At 61.8% G+C, this 15058-nt stretch carries 23 protein-coding genes; all 23 read left to right on the top strand.

What is annotated here, in order from left to right; all coding sequences use genetic code 11:
• Positions 1-10: 10 nt before the first annotated feature.
• The 23 genes from ACH427_RS04450 to ACH427_RS04560 all read left to right on the top strand — a co-directional run bounded on the left by ACH427_RS04450 (position 11) and on the right by ACH427_RS04560 (position 14960).
• Positions 11-337, top strand: a complete 327-nt coding sequence (locus ACH427_RS04450) for a hypothetical protein (protein WP_398867868.1) — start codon at positions 11-13, stop codon at positions 335-337.
• Between the two features lie 110 nt (positions 338-447).
• A complete protein-coding gene (locus tag ACH427_RS04455; RefSeq protein WP_398867869.1) occupies positions 448-747 on the top strand; it encodes a hypothetical protein in 300 nt (99 codons plus the stop codon).
• A gap of 2 nt (positions 748-749) precedes the next feature.
• Positions 750-1232, top strand: coding sequence for a hypothetical protein (locus ACH427_RS04460; RefSeq protein ID WP_398867870.1), 483 nt, complete (start codon positions 750-752; stop codon positions 1230-1232).
• Between the two features lie 332 nt (positions 1233-1564).
• A complete protein-coding gene (locus ACH427_RS04465; protein ID WP_398867871.1) occupies positions 1565-1996 on the top strand; it encodes a hypothetical protein in 432 nt (143 codons plus the stop codon).
• A 377-nt stretch (positions 1997-2373) separates the two neighbouring features.
• Positions 2374-2592 (top strand): hypothetical protein, encoded by a 219-nt coding sequence (locus tag ACH427_RS04470; RefSeq protein WP_398867872.1) that lies wholly within the window; start codon positions 2374-2376, stop codon positions 2590-2592.
• A 3-nt stretch (positions 2593-2595) separates the two neighbouring features.
• Positions 2596-3099: a hypothetical protein gene (locus ACH427_RS04475; protein WP_398867873.1), complete on the top strand. Its 504-nt coding sequence runs from the start codon at positions 2596-2598 to the stop codon at positions 3097-3099.
• 86 nt (positions 3100-3185) lie between these two features.
• The gene (locus ACH427_RS04480; protein ID WP_398867874.1) at positions 3186-3572 is read left to right on the top strand and encodes a hypothetical protein; all 387 of its coding nucleotides are present in this window, start codon (positions 3186-3188) and stop codon (positions 3570-3572) included.
• Positions 3573-3702: 130 nt separating this feature from the next.
• On the top strand, positions 3703-4017 hold the full coding sequence (locus ACH427_RS04485; protein ID WP_398867875.1) for a hypothetical protein: 315 nt from the start codon (positions 3703-3705) through the stop codon (positions 4015-4017).
• Positions 4010-4276: a hypothetical protein gene (locus ACH427_RS04490; RefSeq protein ID WP_398867876.1), complete on the top strand. Its 267-nt coding sequence runs from the start codon at positions 4010-4012 to the stop codon at positions 4274-4276. Before ACH427_RS04485 ends, ACH427_RS04490 begins: the two co-directional genes overlap by 8 nt.
• Before the next feature lies 1 nt (position 4277).
• Positions 4278-4643, top strand: a complete 366-nt coding sequence (locus ACH427_RS04495) for a hypothetical protein (RefSeq protein WP_398867877.1) — start codon at positions 4278-4280, stop codon at positions 4641-4643.
• A 376-nt stretch (positions 4644-5019) separates the two neighbouring features.
• Positions 5020-5457: an NAD(+)--rifampin ADP-ribosyltransferase gene (locus ACH427_RS04500; RefSeq protein ID WP_398867878.1), complete on the top strand. Its 438-nt coding sequence runs from the start codon at positions 5020-5022 to the stop codon at positions 5455-5457.
• Positions 5458-5471: 14 nt separating this feature from the next.
• Positions 5472-5756 carry a hypothetical protein gene (locus ACH427_RS04505; RefSeq protein WP_398867879.1) on the top strand — a complete coding sequence of 95 codons (285 nt, stop codon included), beginning with the start codon at positions 5472-5474 and terminating at the stop codon, positions 5754-5756.
• A gap of 611 nt (positions 5757-6367) precedes the next feature.
• The gene (locus ACH427_RS04510) at positions 6368-6673 is read left to right on the top strand and encodes a hypothetical protein (RefSeq protein WP_398867880.1); all 306 of its coding nucleotides are present in this window, start codon (positions 6368-6370) and stop codon (positions 6671-6673) included.
• A gap of 264 nt (positions 6674-6937) precedes the next feature.
• Positions 6938-7375 carry a hypothetical protein gene (locus ACH427_RS04515; RefSeq protein ID WP_398867881.1) on the top strand — a complete coding sequence of 146 codons (438 nt, stop codon included), beginning with the start codon at positions 6938-6940 and terminating at the stop codon, positions 7373-7375.
• 182 nt (positions 7376-7557) lie between these two features.
• Positions 7558-8616, top strand: coding sequence for a hypothetical protein (locus tag ACH427_RS04520; RefSeq protein WP_398867882.1), 1059 nt, complete (start codon positions 7558-7560; stop codon positions 8614-8616).
• Positions 8616-8768 (top strand): hypothetical protein, encoded by a 153-nt coding sequence (locus ACH427_RS04525; RefSeq protein WP_398867883.1) that lies wholly within the window; start codon positions 8616-8618, stop codon positions 8766-8768. Before ACH427_RS04520 ends, ACH427_RS04525 begins: the two co-directional genes overlap by 1 nt.
• 216 nt (positions 8769-8984) lie before the next feature.
• Positions 8985-9323 (top strand): Lsr2 family protein, encoded by a 339-nt coding sequence (locus ACH427_RS04530; protein ID WP_398867884.1) that lies wholly within the window; start codon positions 8985-8987, stop codon positions 9321-9323.
• Positions 9324-9437: 114 nt separating this feature from the next.
• Complete coding sequence (locus tag ACH427_RS04535) at positions 9438-10520, top strand: hypothetical protein (protein WP_398867885.1); 1083 nt, start codon at positions 9438-9440, stop codon at positions 10518-10520.
• Positions 10521-10608: 88 nt separating this feature from the next.
• Positions 10609-11112, top strand: a complete 504-nt coding sequence (locus tag ACH427_RS04540; protein ID WP_398867886.1) for a hypothetical protein — start codon at positions 10609-10611, stop codon at positions 11110-11112.
• Positions 11113-12030: 918 nt separating this feature from the next.
• On the top strand, positions 12031-12786 hold the full coding sequence (locus tag ACH427_RS04545; protein ID WP_398867887.1) for a hypothetical protein: 756 nt from the start codon (positions 12031-12033) through the stop codon (positions 12784-12786).
• A 127-nt stretch (positions 12787-12913) separates the two neighbouring features.
• A complete protein-coding gene (locus ACH427_RS04550) occupies positions 12914-13747 on the top strand; it encodes a hypothetical protein (protein ID WP_398867888.1) in 834 nt (277 codons plus the stop codon).
• A gap of 71 nt (positions 13748-13818) precedes the next feature.
• Positions 13819-14100, top strand: coding sequence for a hypothetical protein (locus tag ACH427_RS04555; RefSeq protein ID WP_398867889.1), 282 nt, complete (start codon positions 13819-13821; stop codon positions 14098-14100).
• Positions 14097-14960, top strand: a complete 864-nt coding sequence (locus tag ACH427_RS04560) for a hypothetical protein (protein ID WP_398867890.1) — start codon at positions 14097-14099, stop codon at positions 14958-14960. The genes ACH427_RS04555 and ACH427_RS04560 overlap by 4 nt, the downstream gene beginning before the upstream one ends.
• Positions 14961-15058 lie beyond the last annotated feature (98 nt).

Below are 15058 nucleotides of genomic sequence, written 5' to 3' on the forward strand. Positions count from 1 at the left end.
AGACATCCAGATGAGCGAGTACCGTCCGAACTTGGTGAAGTTCCCCGCCACGTTCTATGTGATATCGGACGACGAGAATTATCGGCGCGACGACGACCCTTTGCCCTACCGCGAAGTTCTTGAGATAGTTCGCGCTTCTGACGACGATGAAGAAAGCGATTTGCAGTGGGAGGACCTGTGCGAAGCGGTTCGCGACAATCAAAGCCCGCTTTCCCTGCTGCTGCTTACGGCTAACAGTCACGGCCATGCGGCCGGATTAGCACGTCGTGAGTTTTTCGATGGTCAGGCAGTGGATGCCGCACGGCGGGCAGTCCGTGATGCCTGGAACAACCTGTAGACGAGACGATCAGAGAGTTATGAATGTTTGAGCATCGGCAGCAGGCTTCAGGAGTTCGGATTTACCGGGCGCTTGTGAGTGCGTATAACTCGCGCGAGGTGTACGAGGGGATGGTGTTCGAGTACTACATCAAGGCGTTTTCGCCGAAAGATGCATCTGAGAAAATCCCGAGGACTCATCGTGGACCTGAGAGCGACTTGGTGCGCTATTGGCCGACGTCGAACGGGCCATGGGGTGACTACCACCTGATTCGTAAAAGTTTCCCGGAATGGCAAGTGTTGGCCATTGAGTTACGTCCGCAGCTCACGAAGAGGCATCCGCGCCCGATTGTGTGGCTGTCGAAGAGAGATGCGCTCCTGGTCAGGGTCTGGACGCATACGGAGTTCGAGGAAGCTCAGGAGGAGAAGTGACTATGACGTTCGATGAAGCGACCGGGCTTTTGGCCTCGCTCAAGGCTGGCGACCGGATATCACTGCTCGACCCGGGAGCGGTCAACTATCCGGGCCGGTGGAACCCGTACTTCGTTCTGGACGGTGAGCAGGCCACGCTGCCATACGTGCCGGTGTGCCGGAATCGCCAGCACACGCGGATCTACATGCGGGTGTGGGAGCACATCGGGTTCATCGCGAACTTGTGCGCCTGCGAGCTGGCTGCGGGTCGGAAGCAGCTCAAGACCTGGGTCATGCCCGAGGACGCCAAGCACATCGTGTCGGCAACGGGTTTCAAGGACCGGGCCACGAACCAGACCTGGCAGTCCACACAGTGCGGAGTGCTGCTGGAGACCACAGGCGGCCGGAGGTGGGGCCAAGGCCACCTGTCCTACCCGATGTATGGCCATCACGAGGACCGGATCACGTGCCCCGGATGCCGCCTGAGTAACGGACTGGAGATCTGACGATGCCTGATTAGCCCGGCATGGTGCGGGCGCGGGTTCGATTCCCGTGCCGGGTGCAGGCCAGGGAGGAAGGGACCAGCCGAGTGCCCCGGAGATTCCGTCTGCCATGGTGAGGCGCCCTGTCAGGCCGACTATCGTCGGACCAGGGCGAGGGTGAGCCCTGCTCCCATGAGACGCACGAATGCAACTGCCTGTACTGCGCGTGAGTCTCAGGCAAGGCACCGGCCCCCGCTCCGGAGCAGTCCGGCATCTCCGTCATGGGAGAGCGGGTGGCACTGGGTACGCACCGGCCCATACTTTCGGTGTACCGGACATCCAGGAGGACGCACACCATGCTGGGCACCGCTAGCACCGTCGGCCGCGAGTACCTCGGCCGCAACCTGACTGTGAAGGCGACAGGCGAGCACGCCCGAGGTCGCCTCGTCTTCCACGCCCCGAGCCCGGACGCGGGCAAGATCGAGGTCGGCCTGGCCGACGGCACCACGCGACTTGTCACGGTGGAGGAGGTCGAGCGGGCAACTGACTACCCGGTCGAGATGCGCGCCATCCCGGTATCCCCCGACGCAGCTGATGGCTCCTCTCGCGAGATGGGCGTGTGTGAGAACGAAGGCTGCGGGATCACAGCGAACGTGATCACGTTCGTTACTGACAAGAACGCGAAGTGGCACTGCGGCGCCCACCGTGTCAGGCATGGTGGAGACTGGGTTCCCGCCGCCACGAAGACTTTCTGCACACACTGCTACGCGGCCCAAGGTCGAGGGTGAGCAGGCGCCCCGTGAGGAGATGGTGACCGGTTCGAATCCGGCGCGGGGCACTCGTAGGTACGACGTCTGTTCGCATGCACGGCAGCGTCGACGGCGCCCCGTGGTCAGGGGCACTTACAGGTAGGACGGAGAGATAGAGCATGGGCTTTCACAAGCCGGTGGGTGCATTCCGACGAGATCGTTGTCAGCTTCCCCGGTCACACACCTGCCGACGTTCTTCAGGCGGCAGGTGACTGGGCACGTGAGACTGAGGGCGGAGACAGGGTGATTTACGGCATCACATGGAAAGAGGACGGGAGCAGCACTATGCAATTCACTCTCCGTCTGATCGTCACTGGCTGGGATCATTAGTTAGGTAGTCCCAAGCGAGGAGAGACATGCACTTTGGACTTGAGAACCGGCCGGATCAGAACGATGATTCCGGACACTATTACCAGGTGCTCATCTGGGGCGCGATTTATGGCAGTTGGTATGAGGACCTCGCATCTACGGATCAAGACGCAGTGCGGGAGCACGCCCGACGCCTGATCCAGAAGGGCGCCGCCCCGGACCACGTTCGCATCGCCACCATTGACTACGTAATTGAAGAGGTCTGAATCATGACCGTAAAGCTCTGCCAGTTCTGCGATGACGAGACTCCGGCCGTGGCCCGCGTCTTCTTCGCCTGGACCCTCTCCGACGGGGAACGCCGGGAGGTGGAGCGGACCCTGTGTGCCCCGCACATGCGCAGTAAGCGGGAGGAGTTCACCAACGGCTCCGAGGGCGGTCCGGTGGACCCGGCCTTCGAGATCCTGGAGGAGTACGAGGAGGCCCTGGAGGCTGTCGCGAGCGGGCAGTGGGACCGGGAGATGGAGTACGTCCATCCCTCGGGGATGCGGTTCGTGTGGCACCACGGCTCTCACATCGACATCTTCATGGAGCCCGGCGACAGCACTCCGTTCGAGGCTATCGGGGTCTACGACTACGCCAAGGGTGAGCCCACGATCTCCACGTACGAAGAGCTGAAGCGAACGTGCGACGAGTGGGTGGACGGCCTCGACGACCACGACCGTAAGGCGTACACGAGCGAGGCGTTCTGGCAGAACCGGGACAACCGTCACTGAGTGGGTAGAGCAGGACCTGTCGACGAGTGAGGGCTGGGACGGTAACCGTGAATGGCACGCCTCCTACCCGGGATGAATTCCAGGCCGTGGACTGGGATGAGGTTCACGAAAGTCTCGGCGTCGATGAAGATGACGAAGCACAGCAGGAGGGAACGAGAATGAGTGACAACGAGATTTCAGGGCCCTACGACGGGCAGAATCTAGCTACCCACAGCCTTACGGAATGGATCATCAACGAGGGCAAGCTCATTGATGATGCCCGGAACTCTGCGCGAGCTGACGAAGACACGCTGCGCGACTACGTGAAGGGCCTTCTCTTTGAGGGTAAGGGATTTCCCAAGACCAGGGACGACAAGCACAACCTGCGAATTGTTCTGGATCTCTTGGGCGAAGCAGCAGATTCAGGCTCTCCCACGGACGGTTTCAAAATCGTAAATTGGACCTACATCCGTAGCGAGCTGCTAGCCGAATAGCGCAATAGCCTCGGCCCTGTATAGAGGGTTGGTTGCAGGCCGGTTCGATTCCGGCCCGGGGCACTCAGCATATACAGCGCGTCGTTAGGTACGACGCGCTTTTCTCGTGTCTGCATGCCTGGAGTTCTCAATGTCTTCTGCCATGCTCAAACCCAGCCCGAATAGCCTCTTGCGGCGCGCTGCAATGGCCTTGGCCCGCCATGCCGCGCTCATCGCTGTGTTCAGCTTTTCTGCTCGGCCTGTCGATGATTCGAGGGTCGAGGAAGCAGAGCATCAATCTGCCAAGGACTTTGAAGCCTACGCAGGTTACGCCTCAGCGAACTACGGCCACACTCCCGAGAAGATCAGCAGCGACGTGAGCAGCTACGCCCTCGAAGAGCTTGCCTTTATGTACACCGACGAGCGCGAAATGCGCCTCACTGGAAGGACTCTGCCCTATGCCTAAGTACGACGACGCCATCCTGCGCGACAAGGATTCCGGCAGCATAATTCAGCCCGGCCAGGAGGTTATCGACTTCCGGGGGGACAAGGCCGTTTTCCTCTTCGTCTCTAAACTGCCCGTAGGCAATAGCGGCGGGAAGATCATCATCGGTCGGCCATGCACCCACACCAAGGAGCACTACTGGTGCCGGTGTGCCGACAACGAGGGGCTCGACCAGCGGGAGTGCAACCCGAGCGTTATTAACGCCATGATTGAGGAGTGACATGCATTATCACGTTGGCACGAATATCCCGGGCTACCTGCCAGAGTCCGAGCCGCACTGTGTGGACAGTCTGGGTGACGCCTTAGCCTCCCTCAAGGATGAGCTTGAGGAGTCGCGAGACAACTGGCACACCAATTGCCCCGCCTACGGGTCATCCGAGTGGGGCGAATGCACATGTCACTGGTGCCGTTTCTGCGAAGAGGTCGAGTCCACCATCGACAAGATCGACACGGAGATTAACGCCGAGGTCTACGAAGACTCGCACTTCGGCGATACCTTCGTCCCTCCTGAAGGCGCGCCCATCCACTTCTGGTTGACCGAAGCCGAAGGCACGTACGAAGAGTGTGAACTGAGCCAGGCAACATGATCATCACCAATGCCTCCCCCACCCCAGACCAGGAATCGAGGATCAATGAATCCCCTGGAACTTCGGACACTCATTCATCAGGGATTGAGTAAGCACTACGGAACTCAGTATCAACAAATTCTCACCGTCGAGCCCCTGTCTCCTGTCTCGGATGAGCCCGTGAGGTTGAGGGTCCAGTGCACTGATCCCAGTGGTGCAGTTCGTACACACCGAGTAGAGATCACCGAAGAGTAGGGCGTTCCCGCCCCAGTCCAGCCGCGAGGGTGCCGGATCGAATCCGGCCTGGGGCACCAGGCGCTACGTACGACGCGCCTCGACTGTCAGCCCAGACCTCTAGGCTGACCACCAGCACAGCAACCTAAGAGGAGAGGATGCAGTGACCGAGTCGGCAACGGTCCAGGCAGCCGGGACACCGAAGACCTACCGCTGGCTTCAGACCGTGTTCGGAGAGAACGGCTACGAGGACCGCGAACATCAGGTCCGAGGCCCGCTCTACCACGGCGGCGGTGCCCACTGGCGTGAAGGCCAGCAGATCAACCCCGGCCGCAAGGTCAACCCCTGGGGCGACGAGGTCGGCAAGTCCCAGCACGTGTACTTCACCACCCAGCTGGAGACGGCTGCTGCCTACGCTCAGCAGTCCGGTGGTCATGTCTTTGAGGTGGAGCCCACCGGCGACTTCAATTGGGACCGCAGCGACACAGACTTCAAGACTCCGAACTTGGACCTCGCCATCCTGGGAACCCTGGGCTACAAGTACGAGGGCCCGAAGGGGCATGGAGCAGCGTATGCCGCTAAGCTGCTGGGCATCGATTAGTGTCGGGAGTGCAAATGACCACAACACCGGATCTCTACACCATCGACGTAACCCTGTACGGTCCGCATTTTTCGGGTGCAGGGTTTGCGCACGTAGCTACGGGCGCTTTTGAGATCGATCTGAACGAAGATCTTCAGAAATCGGATGCCGTAGAACTCCTCGGGCGTTTCATCGTGAAGGTGCGCGACCAATACGAGTGGCAGGACTATGACCGAGTCGACATGGTAGCGGGCGCAGAATTTCCTGGCCTTGGCATGGTTTACGCCAACGGCGTCGGCCAGGAAGTCAGGCCCGGCTAGCGCTCGCTTAGGTACGACATTGCCCGGCCCGAGAAATCTGGGGTGTAGGGGTTCGAATCCCCAGCCGGGCTCTTTCATGCCCGAAAACTCTGGGAGAAACAATGACGACGAAGTACACCCTGGTCCAGCACTCCAACGGTGGCGACGGCTTCGCGCGGGCCGTCGAGGAGGCAGCCGTCACCTTGAAGAGCGATCAGCAGCGCGTGATGCGGGCGGGCGGCGTGCTCTTCGACACCTACACCGCAGCCAGCGACGCAGCCCTGGAGGAGAATTACCCGCCCGGCGTCGAGGGTCTCGCTCCGCAGGCCAGGGGCACGTTCTCTGACAAGCGTGTCAACGGTCTGCCCATCTATGTGCCGCCTGCTCCGCCCGCCCAGGCTCCGGCCGTGCCGATGATGATCAGAAGGCTGGGAGGTCAAGCTGATCGGGGCTGTCGCCGGTCGCCGCCTCATCCTCGCCCAGCGCAGCGAGAACGAGTTCGTTGTCGCCACCATCTCGGCCGAGGGAACTCCCCAGGAGTGGGACCTGGGCACCAACCACAGCGACATCGGGGCCGCCGCCGCCACCTTCGGCGCACGTTTCCGCTCCCTTACCTCCCTCCAGGACAGCCCATGGGTAAGCGCATCCAGTGGTGCGGCAAGAAGCTGATCGAAGGCGACGACGGCATCAGGTGGGAACGCCAGGAGAACGGCAAGTACCAGGCCGAGCTGTTCGGCGTGACGTACGAGCTGGAGAAGCGGCGGAGGTCCAGGGCCGAGCAAGGTGACACCGGCTGGTACCTGTACAGCAGAGGCGCCCCGGAGGGGAACTTCCTCGGCGACTACGCCAGCCGCACGCTGCTGGAGGCCATCGACGAGGCCACCGACATGCTCCTCAAGCTGGATCTTCGTGGCTCCGGCTACGAGCCCATGCGCTAGGTACGACGGCCCTGACTGGACCGGCGGTCTTGTCGTTTTGGTCTGGTCTGCGTCGCGTGAGTACGCTCGTCAAACGGCCCCGCAGCACCGGTAGTTGATGCCTGTGGGTGTTCCTGTCAACCCTTTGGTGGCCGCTCCGGCTGTTGGACTAGCCGGGGCAGCTGCCGGTTGTGCCTGGTCAGGGACTTACAGGCCCTGGCCTGCTGGACGTCTGCCGTTAGGATATGGGGAGAAAACTGCCTTGAAATGCGAGAGAGGTCCCTAATGTCCAAGAGCGGGGAGTGGCTCCGGCCAGAGTTCAAAGACCGGTGGGACGAGCTGATCTCGTCCAAAGAGGTCCTTAGCCTTACGGGTCTCACCAGTCAGAAATTCGCTGCGTGGAGGCGTCGACAGGCTGTAGAGCCGAAGCCGGTTTGCAAGGTAATCCCCGGGAAGGGTATAGGCGCTCAGTACTACTACGTGAAATCGGAGCTCGAAAGCCTCTTCTCGGAAGCCCCGGAGATCACTGCCGCCCAGTATGAAGCAGCCCTTCGGGATCAGCGTGAACGCCAGATCAGGATTGACTGGTTTACGCAGCAGGAAGAGCTTGTTGAGAAACAGCTCGCGCAGATTCGCGCTGAGAAAGCTAAGCTGAATAAGGTCGTGACCAAGTTGCGTCCGATTGTGGAGAAGTACGAGCGCGATCACAACATCAGCAGGTAACGGGCGGGGAGGAAATCCTTCTACCTACGGAACAATCCTTCCGGTGTACGACAGCTCCGCATGAGGGTGATGTTCCTCTGCCTCACCTGCCACAATTCCCTCGCAAAACATATTCAGCAGATCCGACATCCTCAGGACTGACACACATGGCCTCCGAAAGTTCCGCCTCCGACGGAGATGCGATGATCACGATCCAGATTCCTGGTGTGTTCGCGCGAGCCTACGAGGCCCTCGCCGAAGACGACGCGCACAGCCTGGACGCCTCAAGGCGCGACCTCTACCGGGCCTGGCGACAGGCCGAAACGGTCAAGGCCGGGTTCGGGCACCGCATCCTGCTGTCCCTGAACAGAGAGCTGGCTGGTCACTTCGCGGATCTGGCTCTCCATATCTACTCGACGGAAAGCGGCGGCGGGGATGCGCTTCGCGGTGGCGTTGAGGGTGCTGATGCTGCTGTGGCCCGCGCCGCGTCGACCGTGCTGGACCGGCTAGCGGCCCTGGGCATCACCCCCTACAACCCCTCGAAGAACGGCATCCGCCGCATCCGTCCGTACAGCGGAGACGACGCACCAGAGCAGCAGGCACGACTGGCAGCCCATAAGAAGGAGATGGAGGAGCTGCTGGCCCGGCGGGAAGCCGAGCAGGCCGAACGGGACAAGCGCGACGCAGCACGTCAGAGGATGATCGATGCTGTGGTCGAGCGGCTTACCTCGCAAGGGCATGTCCAGTACGTCCGCTCGCCCCGGGAGAACGATGTTGCGGGTTTCAGGGTGCGCGCGTTCTCTGACACATCGGTCAGGATCGCTTACCGCACGAGCTGGAGCGCCCCAGACGTTCTCCACCGACCTGAGGACTATGCCAAGGCCCTGGCGGCTGTTGGCTGGGGCACCGAGGTCAGGGGAACGGACGCCGACGCCGTACTGATTGCCACCCCGCCGTGGCACATGCCCTTCCAGTACAGCGATGAGCAGCGGGAGCGGATGCTGTCGGAGGTGCGCGAGGCATCTGTCGATGAGTCGCCCCATGCGCAGTACGTCGAGGCCCTCGTCGCGCACCTCGCCAGCGGCGGCGCGCTCGCCGATGACAACTTGCCGAGCTGTCCGGCCGGAGTATCTCTGGAAGCACAGCTGGCGATTGAGGACGACATCGGCGCGATCTTCAGACGGCAAGACAGCAGACCTCGTGTCAGCTACGGACGCGAGTACGTCAAGCTTCGCCAGAAGGAATCGAGTGGGAACGATTAATGACCGAGCAACCCAAAATGATGTGTGAAGACGATGGCGTCGAGATGGTGGAGTTCCACGACGTTACGGGCAAGGGGTGGCACTGCCCCAGCTCCGCCTGCGACTGGGTCGTCATGGAGCAGGAACTGGAACAGCCCGCAGACGCCTCTTAGTTGCGCACCGGGTGGCGGCTCTGTCGCCGGTCTACGCGTGACGCAGGATGACCTCGGGCACAACGATCCCTCCGGCCGAAGCCGGGCCTAGGCCGCGCATGAACCCGTAGGCGCCAGCTTACGATTCCGCATGTTCCCATAAGTTCAGGAAATCGAATAAGAACGGTCGCAGAGGCTGCTAGCCTCCCTGCGACCCCAGCACAAGGAGACAGCTCAGTGGCACAGCAGGTGCAGATCCTTCTCATCGACGACCTCAAGGGCGGCGAGGCCGACGAGACCGTCACGTTCGGTCTGGATGGCAAGACCTACGAAATCGACCTCAACAGCAACAACGCAGACAAACTGCGCTCGGCACTCGCCGAGTTCGTGAAGGCAGGCCGCCGCACCGGCGGACGTTCCTCGCTCGGTCGGGGCAAGCCGCGCTCCGCCAGTGCGGCGGATGGCCAGAACACGGCCGAGATCCGCGCCTGGGCGAAGAAGAACGGCTTCAGCGTCAACGACCGAGGCCGTGTGCCCGCCGACATTCGTGAGGCGTACGAAAAGGCCAACGCCTGACCGCCTTCAGCACGTAGGAAAGTACCGGGGTCGTCCACACCAGGGATGGCCCCCCTTTCTTATCCTATGGAGAACCGTCGGCCAGTGACCTTTCACCAGATCCGGGGAGACACCATGAACAGCATCCAGCCCCGCCCTGGCGGTCAGCCCACAATCACCGCAGTCATCAGGTGTCTCAAAGACGCTGGGTTCCAGCACTCCCGCTACACCGAGACCCACAGGGCCCGGACCCGCAGCGGCTTCTACGTCCGAAAATTCGGACGCACCGGCGTGACGGTTGTACACCGCGAGGGAGACGCTGACTTCTTCGACCGCATGCACCGGGGTGGGTACACCGACGTCACCGAAGTCCCGGACAGCCCGATGAAACTGGTACACGTCCGCGAGTACGCCGACGTCCTCGCCTCCCGCTACGACGTGCACGTCGAGAGCGGCGCCCTCTACCTCAGCGCCCGCTCCGAACTGCCCGCACGACCCAAGGGTGTACCCACAGCAGCCCAGGTTCGCACCGCCCTGGCAGATGCCGGAATCACCGCCCCCTCCGGCGCGCTCCCCCCGTTCACCGTCCTCAACCAGCCTGACCACGTCCGCGTCGCCGTGGCCAACGAGGACGTCCTGGACCGCGCTGTCGAAGCACTCGCCTCCGAAGGGTGGGTCTTCGAGCAGTCCGAGACCTCCCAGCACTTCGCAATCAAGATCACCGGCGCCACCCCCGACCGCCGCGAACGGGTGCGCAAGCTACGCGCAGCCCGTGCTGAGCGGGCTGCCCATGAGGATGGCCCGGAAGAGCCTGTGCCCGCTGCTGAAGCTCCGCAGCCTGCTGCCGCAGCTTCCCAAGAACCAGTGAGCGCCCCGGAGGTGCCTGTCGCGCCGCCTGCCCGTCCTCAGCTCGCTCCGCGCCATTACAGTCGCTCCGGTGTCGCCTACGCCGTCGGTATGCGTGTCACCTATCGTGACCGCTCCGGCCTCTGGCGACACGGACAGATCACCGCCATCAAGCCGAACGTCGATGGCCAGCAGCAAGTACACATCGCGGTCGATGCCTACCAGGCCGCCCCTCCCCGCCGCGCCCAGCCCCTCATGAGCAACAAGCCCGGCAAGCGCCACACTGACATCAGCACGGGCACCCTGATCGTCGCGCTCGACGACAAGGATCTGATGCGCGAACAGACCGACCCCAATCAGCAGCCCACCTGATCGCTGAAACAGCCGCAACGCTCATACCGCGCAGCACTTCTGGAGAATGACCATGCCCGCGAGAGCGTGATCGGCTGAGGAGAGTCCCATGGAATACACCAGTACCGTCATCATCAGTGGCCATGTCGACGACAACGACACGAAGTACCCCGACAAGACCGTCACCAACACTCTGCGCCTCGCCCTCCAACGGGGGTATACCCTCACCGCCGACGCGCTCACGGGCAAGATCAGCCTCGTCGGCCCGGACCGGACCATCGTGATTACCCCGGCAGAGAAACTTCCGACCCCAACTCGGGCGCAGCGGCGCGAGGTACTGGCCCTGGCCGCCAGCCACGGCCCGATCACCTGGGCCTACGGCAGCAGCAACGTGATCCAGCTCCGTGACGGCGAGCGGCTGATCAAGCACGCCATGACCATGTCTCTGCTCAACGGAGGCTACCTCGGCGAGCGGACCGGTAAGGGCAACCCGGCCAACCTGTCGCTGCTCGCCTACCTGGTGCTCGGCGCAGGCCAGAAAGACACGTACGCGGACCAGCGACTAGCCCAGGCGCTGACGCGGATGTACGGACCGAAGGGGGGCGGATCATGAGTGACCTCGGTGCGGCGCAAGAAGGTGTACCGGAGCCGCAGGACACCGCAGGCGCACGGGCCTCCGGCTGCCACCCGATGGGCCATACGATGCGGCAGCCGGATTCGACCCTGCCGAAACGGAAGGAACAAGATGACTGAGACCGCATGGCAGGCGGCAAAGAGGAAGATCAAGACGGCGGGGATCGGTGCCACGTACCGACACCTCGGCGGTTACGAGGACGAAGTCGCCACCCACAACGGATAGACCAAGTCGATCCGGTCACCATCTCTTTGACGAGATCGCAAGACGGGCATTACGAATCCATCATCGCCAAAGCGTTAGGTCAGGCGTGGGAGGGGGCGGTGCGGCGGGTCCCCTGGAAGCGGCGCGCCCAGGACTCCAGCCGCCGCCGGGTACCGTCACCGCCACCGCTGGTCCACCATCTCCACGCATCCCACGCCGTAGAGACAGCGAGGATATCGGCTGCGGCTGTCCAGTGGCTCCAGACGGCCAGAGCCGTGGCGAGGCCCGTGAGGAGGGCCATCGCGCCGTAGTAGCGAACGTGCGCAATGCGCCCGCAAAAGGACGCAAGAAGCACTGCGCTCAGACAAATGTTGATGCAGCTGAAGCAGATGACAGGAGACATGCGGACTCCAGAACGAGCGCGAGAGGGTACGTAAAGCATGCCTATCACTTTGGTACCTCGCTCAGACGTCGGCGAGCAGCCCGCGCTCACGGACCACCCGGGCGGCGGCCTCACGGCGCTCGGTGGCCGTGTACCGACGCTGGAGTTGGGAGGACACTGATGAACCTCCGGATATCCCCGTCTGCCCCTTCAGTCTCCCGATTCCTGGGAAAGGGGCGGGCTGCCGTCGGTAGGATCCCAGTTCACGTACTCCGAGCACTACGACAAGCTAGGGCAGGAAACAACATAGCGTGGCAAGCAGCGAAGAAAACACCATGGCCTACATGAAGGATCTCCCTGACGACCTGACGGAACTGCGTAACCGCTTAGTTAGAGCCCGAGTGCAATATGCGAAGGATCTCCGAGAGGTGCGCGTTTACGTAGAACGCGGGCGCCGATGCACTACTCCTGAAGGCATCGCCCGCAACGCTAAGCAGGAGACAGCCAGTCTTCGAGATGCCCAGGCCCAGCAGGAGATCATCGAGGCTCTGGAACGCAAGTTCGCCGACCTTGGTGAACCGATAGTTCTACCTCCCGGAACTCTGCAAAGGCTCGCCACTCAGCTGCACCCTCGTGCATACCGCTTCGAAAGAGCGGGTTCCGGTGAATCCTTTAAGGGAATTACATTCACTACTGGCACCCGAAAATTCTGGTGGGTCAAGCCCGACGGAACAATGGGGCAAGGGTCAAGTCGTGCCGAGGTACAGGACTTCCTCTTTGACGAGAAGCGCCACCCTATCTCAACGTCACCCGAGCCAGCAGCTCCCGCAGAGAAGCGAGACCTGTTTCCAGCTCAGCGGATCGTGGAGCAGCGAGCAGTAACCCCTGACACTCAGCCATTCTTCACCCCTCTGGAGACTGAATGGGTGCTGGAAATACTTCTCTCCAGCGGCCACGCCCGAGCGGATTATCTCGCCAGTAAAGTAGTGAACGCCGCCGAAGAGCCCGAAATCTACGCCAACCTGCGCAGTCGGATCCAGCAGAAGATCGACATGGAGAGCCAGTGAGCGGGCCTGAGGACTGCAAGGTCGTCACGGCTGACGACGTTACCGAAGAAGTTCTGGAAATCGCCAGGGAGTCGTTGAAGGCTGGTACAACGAGAGCCCGATCGACCGGGAGAACGTCTGGGATCGCATGGAGAAGGCGCGCCTAAATGACGGTCGCGGCATCGACATTGGTGAGGAGCCGCTCGGCTCTAAATGGAAGGATAGGGAGAAAGTGACTTGGTTGGACATCTACGACCGCATGAAGGTCGATATTCCAGTGGGCGAGGTCCGGGGGATGAAGATCACGAAATTCGAGGTCAAGGATCCCGACGACTGGACTGACGCGGACGAGAGACGCGAGGACATCATCTCGCCCCTGGAATACGTCCGAATGCTGAGAGACAACCGCGCCCCCCAACCTGGCTGGTATACGCGCCTGAGCGAGGGCGATCAGGTCTGGATGTCAGACACCACAGCTGAACGGCAGGACCACGCTGAGCCGGTCATGGTAATCGGACACACCAAAGCTGAGCGCGTGGTCATCAACGGTCTTGGGATCGGCATGGTGCTGGCCGCCGCGCTCAGCTACGACCACGTCAAGCACGTGGACGTGGTGGAGGCCGACGACCGAGTGATCGAGCTGCTTGGTCCGCACTACCAGAATGATCCCCGCGTTCACATCCATCACGGCGACGCTGTCGAGCAGATGAGGAAGTGGTGTTCGGACGCGCGCTGGGACGTGGGCTGGACAGACATCTGGCCGGAGATCACCCCCGTCAACCTCCCCCAGATGAAGCTGTTCACCGACTTCTACGGTGAGCGATGCGGCTTCCACGGCAACTGGTCCGAAGACATCGTCAAGCGTGACGTGTGGGATAACCGGTACATCGAGAAGGCCAACCTGGAGTACCTCACTGAGGCGGACAGAGCCGCGTTCGAGTCCGATGACGAGGATGCAGCATGGGACATGGATGACGAGTAGCTTCAGCAATGGCGAGAAAGTCATCACGGTACGTGCCCCAAAAAGGGCACAGCAATGTCTGCGAGGAACCAGTGAGCAGATATCCCGAGCACGACAAGCTCGACCAAATCAAGGAACTGTCCCATGAAATCTACGAGTTCATCTCCTGGATGGAAGACAGGACCGACTTCCGGCTCTGCCGAGAAGTACGGCTCGACGACCGTGACATGGATGACCCAACGGTCTATGTACCACCCGGGGACTCTGCGGTGAGCAAACTCCTAGCCCAATACTTCGGGATAGACATGGAGAAGCTCACAGCTGAAAAGGAGCACATGCTCCAGCAGCACCGCGACAGCCAGGAGGAACAGTGAACGAGAGCGAACTGGATGAGAGATACGTATACAGCCTCTCCAACGATCACTACGATTGGGCCGACTTGGAGAACCTCGCCCCTGAGCCGCCCAAAATCCCTGACACACTTCTCCCTTTCTACCCGCCTGGCGAAACCGTAGACGACGTGGACGAGCTAACCGTCTATGCCTTTGGCAACGAGCCGCCTCACTTCGTGAAGTCCGGGGAGTGTGTGGAGGCGACGCCACAGGAGATGGCCCAATGGCGCGCCGCCTGGGCCAGCATGGAAGAGGCGCAGCAAGCTTTCCGGGCCCGGCTGGAGGAGGCCCGGACAACGTACGAAGCCGCCGCACGGGAGGCATTGGCAGACCTCGCTGAGGCGATGAAGCCGTGGGCTCCGGTTGATGCCACGCTCAAGGCCCGCACGGCGGAGCTGGCTACCAAACTCCACGCTCACAGCACCGCCGCCAAGGAATACATGGCGAAGAAGGAGGCCGAGAAGCAAGAGCAACTCGACGCCATCCACGGCCCGCGCGTGATCGCCCTGTACAAGCCGAAGAAGCTGCACACCAGGAACAAGGCCGACCACGTCGCCCGGGTGCACCTGATGACCTGCAAGCGTCGCCCAAACCAGATGGGCAACGACGAGGGGCTGCGGGCCGGTGAAGCCTGGGAGCGGCTGAAGTCTCCCGTTGAGTGGACCCGGTCGGGATACGACACTGGCGGCAAGAACATGCGGGTGACGTTCTGTTCGTTCTGCAAGCCGTGGACGGTGTTCCAGGAGCAGATCGACGACTTCCCCCGCCCCAGCTACGCGCGGTATGAATTCACCCTGGGCGAGATCAAGCTGACCAATATCCCTGAGGCGTGGACCCCGTGAATACTCTCAGCCAGGAGGGCTGATGCGGATAGGGGCAAATATCGGGCCCGAGACTGAGTGACAAGTAAAAAGTCTACGACGACGGCCCGGAGGACCAG

Origin of the sequence: Streptomyces sp. NPDC020379, from assembly GCF_044387105.1 — a bacterium.
Classification (GTDB): domain Bacteria; phylum Actinomycetota; class Actinomycetes; order Streptomycetales; family Streptomycetaceae; genus Streptomyces.

Coding starts and splice junctions, on each gene's coding strand:
- ACH427_RS04505 (WP_398867879.1), top strand. CDS start 5,472: ATGACCACAACACCGGATCTCTACACCATCGACGTAACCCTGTACGGT.
- ACH427_RS04485 (WP_398867875.1), top strand. CDS start 3,703: ATGTCTTCTGCCATGCTCAAACCCAGCCCGAATAGCCTCTTGCGGCGC.
- ACH427_RS04475 (WP_398867873.1), top strand. CDS start 2,596: ATGACCGTAAAGCTCTGCCAGTTCTGCGATGACGAGACTCCGGCCGTG.
- ACH427_RS04525 (WP_398867883.1), top strand. CDS start 8,616: ATGACCGAGCAACCCAAAATGATGTGTGAAGACGATGGCGTCGAGATG.
- ACH427_RS04455 (WP_398867869.1), top strand. CDS start 448: ATGGTGTTCGAGTACTACATCAAGGCGTTTTCGCCGAAAGATGCATCT.
- ACH427_RS04510 (WP_398867880.1), top strand. CDS start 6,368: ATGGGTAAGCGCATCCAGTGGTGCGGCAAGAAGCTGATCGAAGGCGAC.
- ACH427_RS04470 (WP_398867872.1), top strand. CDS start 2,374: ATGCACTTTGGACTTGAGAACCGGCCGGATCAGAACGATGATTCCGGA.
- ACH427_RS04460 (WP_398867870.1), top strand. CDS start 750: ATGACGTTCGATGAAGCGACCGGGCTTTTGGCCTCGCTCAAGGCTGGC.
- ACH427_RS04540 (WP_398867886.1), top strand. CDS start 10,609: ATGGAATACACCAGTACCGTCATCATCAGTGGCCATGTCGACGACAAC.
- ACH427_RS04535 (WP_398867885.1), top strand. CDS start 9,438: ATGAACAGCATCCAGCCCCGCCCTGGCGGTCAGCCCACAATCACCGCA.
- ACH427_RS04450 (WP_398867868.1), top strand. CDS start 11: ATGAGCGAGTACCGTCCGAACTTGGTGAAGTTCCCCGCCACGTTCTAT.
- ACH427_RS04520 (WP_398867882.1), top strand. CDS start 7,558: ATGATCACGATCCAGATTCCTGGTGTGTTCGCGCGAGCCTACGAGGCC.
- ACH427_RS04495 (WP_398867877.1), top strand. CDS start 4,278: ATGCATTATCACGTTGGCACGAATATCCCGGGCTACCTGCCAGAGTCC.
- ACH427_RS04550 (WP_398867888.1), top strand. CDS start 12,914: ATGGAGAAGGCGCGCCTAAATGACGGTCGCGGCATCGACATTGGTGAG.
- ACH427_RS04515 (WP_398867881.1), top strand. CDS start 6,938: ATGTCCAAGAGCGGGGAGTGGCTCCGGCCAGAGTTCAAAGACCGGTGG.
- ACH427_RS04465 (WP_398867871.1), top strand. CDS start 1,565: ATGCTGGGCACCGCTAGCACCGTCGGCCGCGAGTACCTCGGCCGCAAC.
- ACH427_RS04490 (WP_398867876.1), top strand. CDS start 4,010: ATGCCTAAGTACGACGACGCCATCCTGCGCGACAAGGATTCCGGCAGC.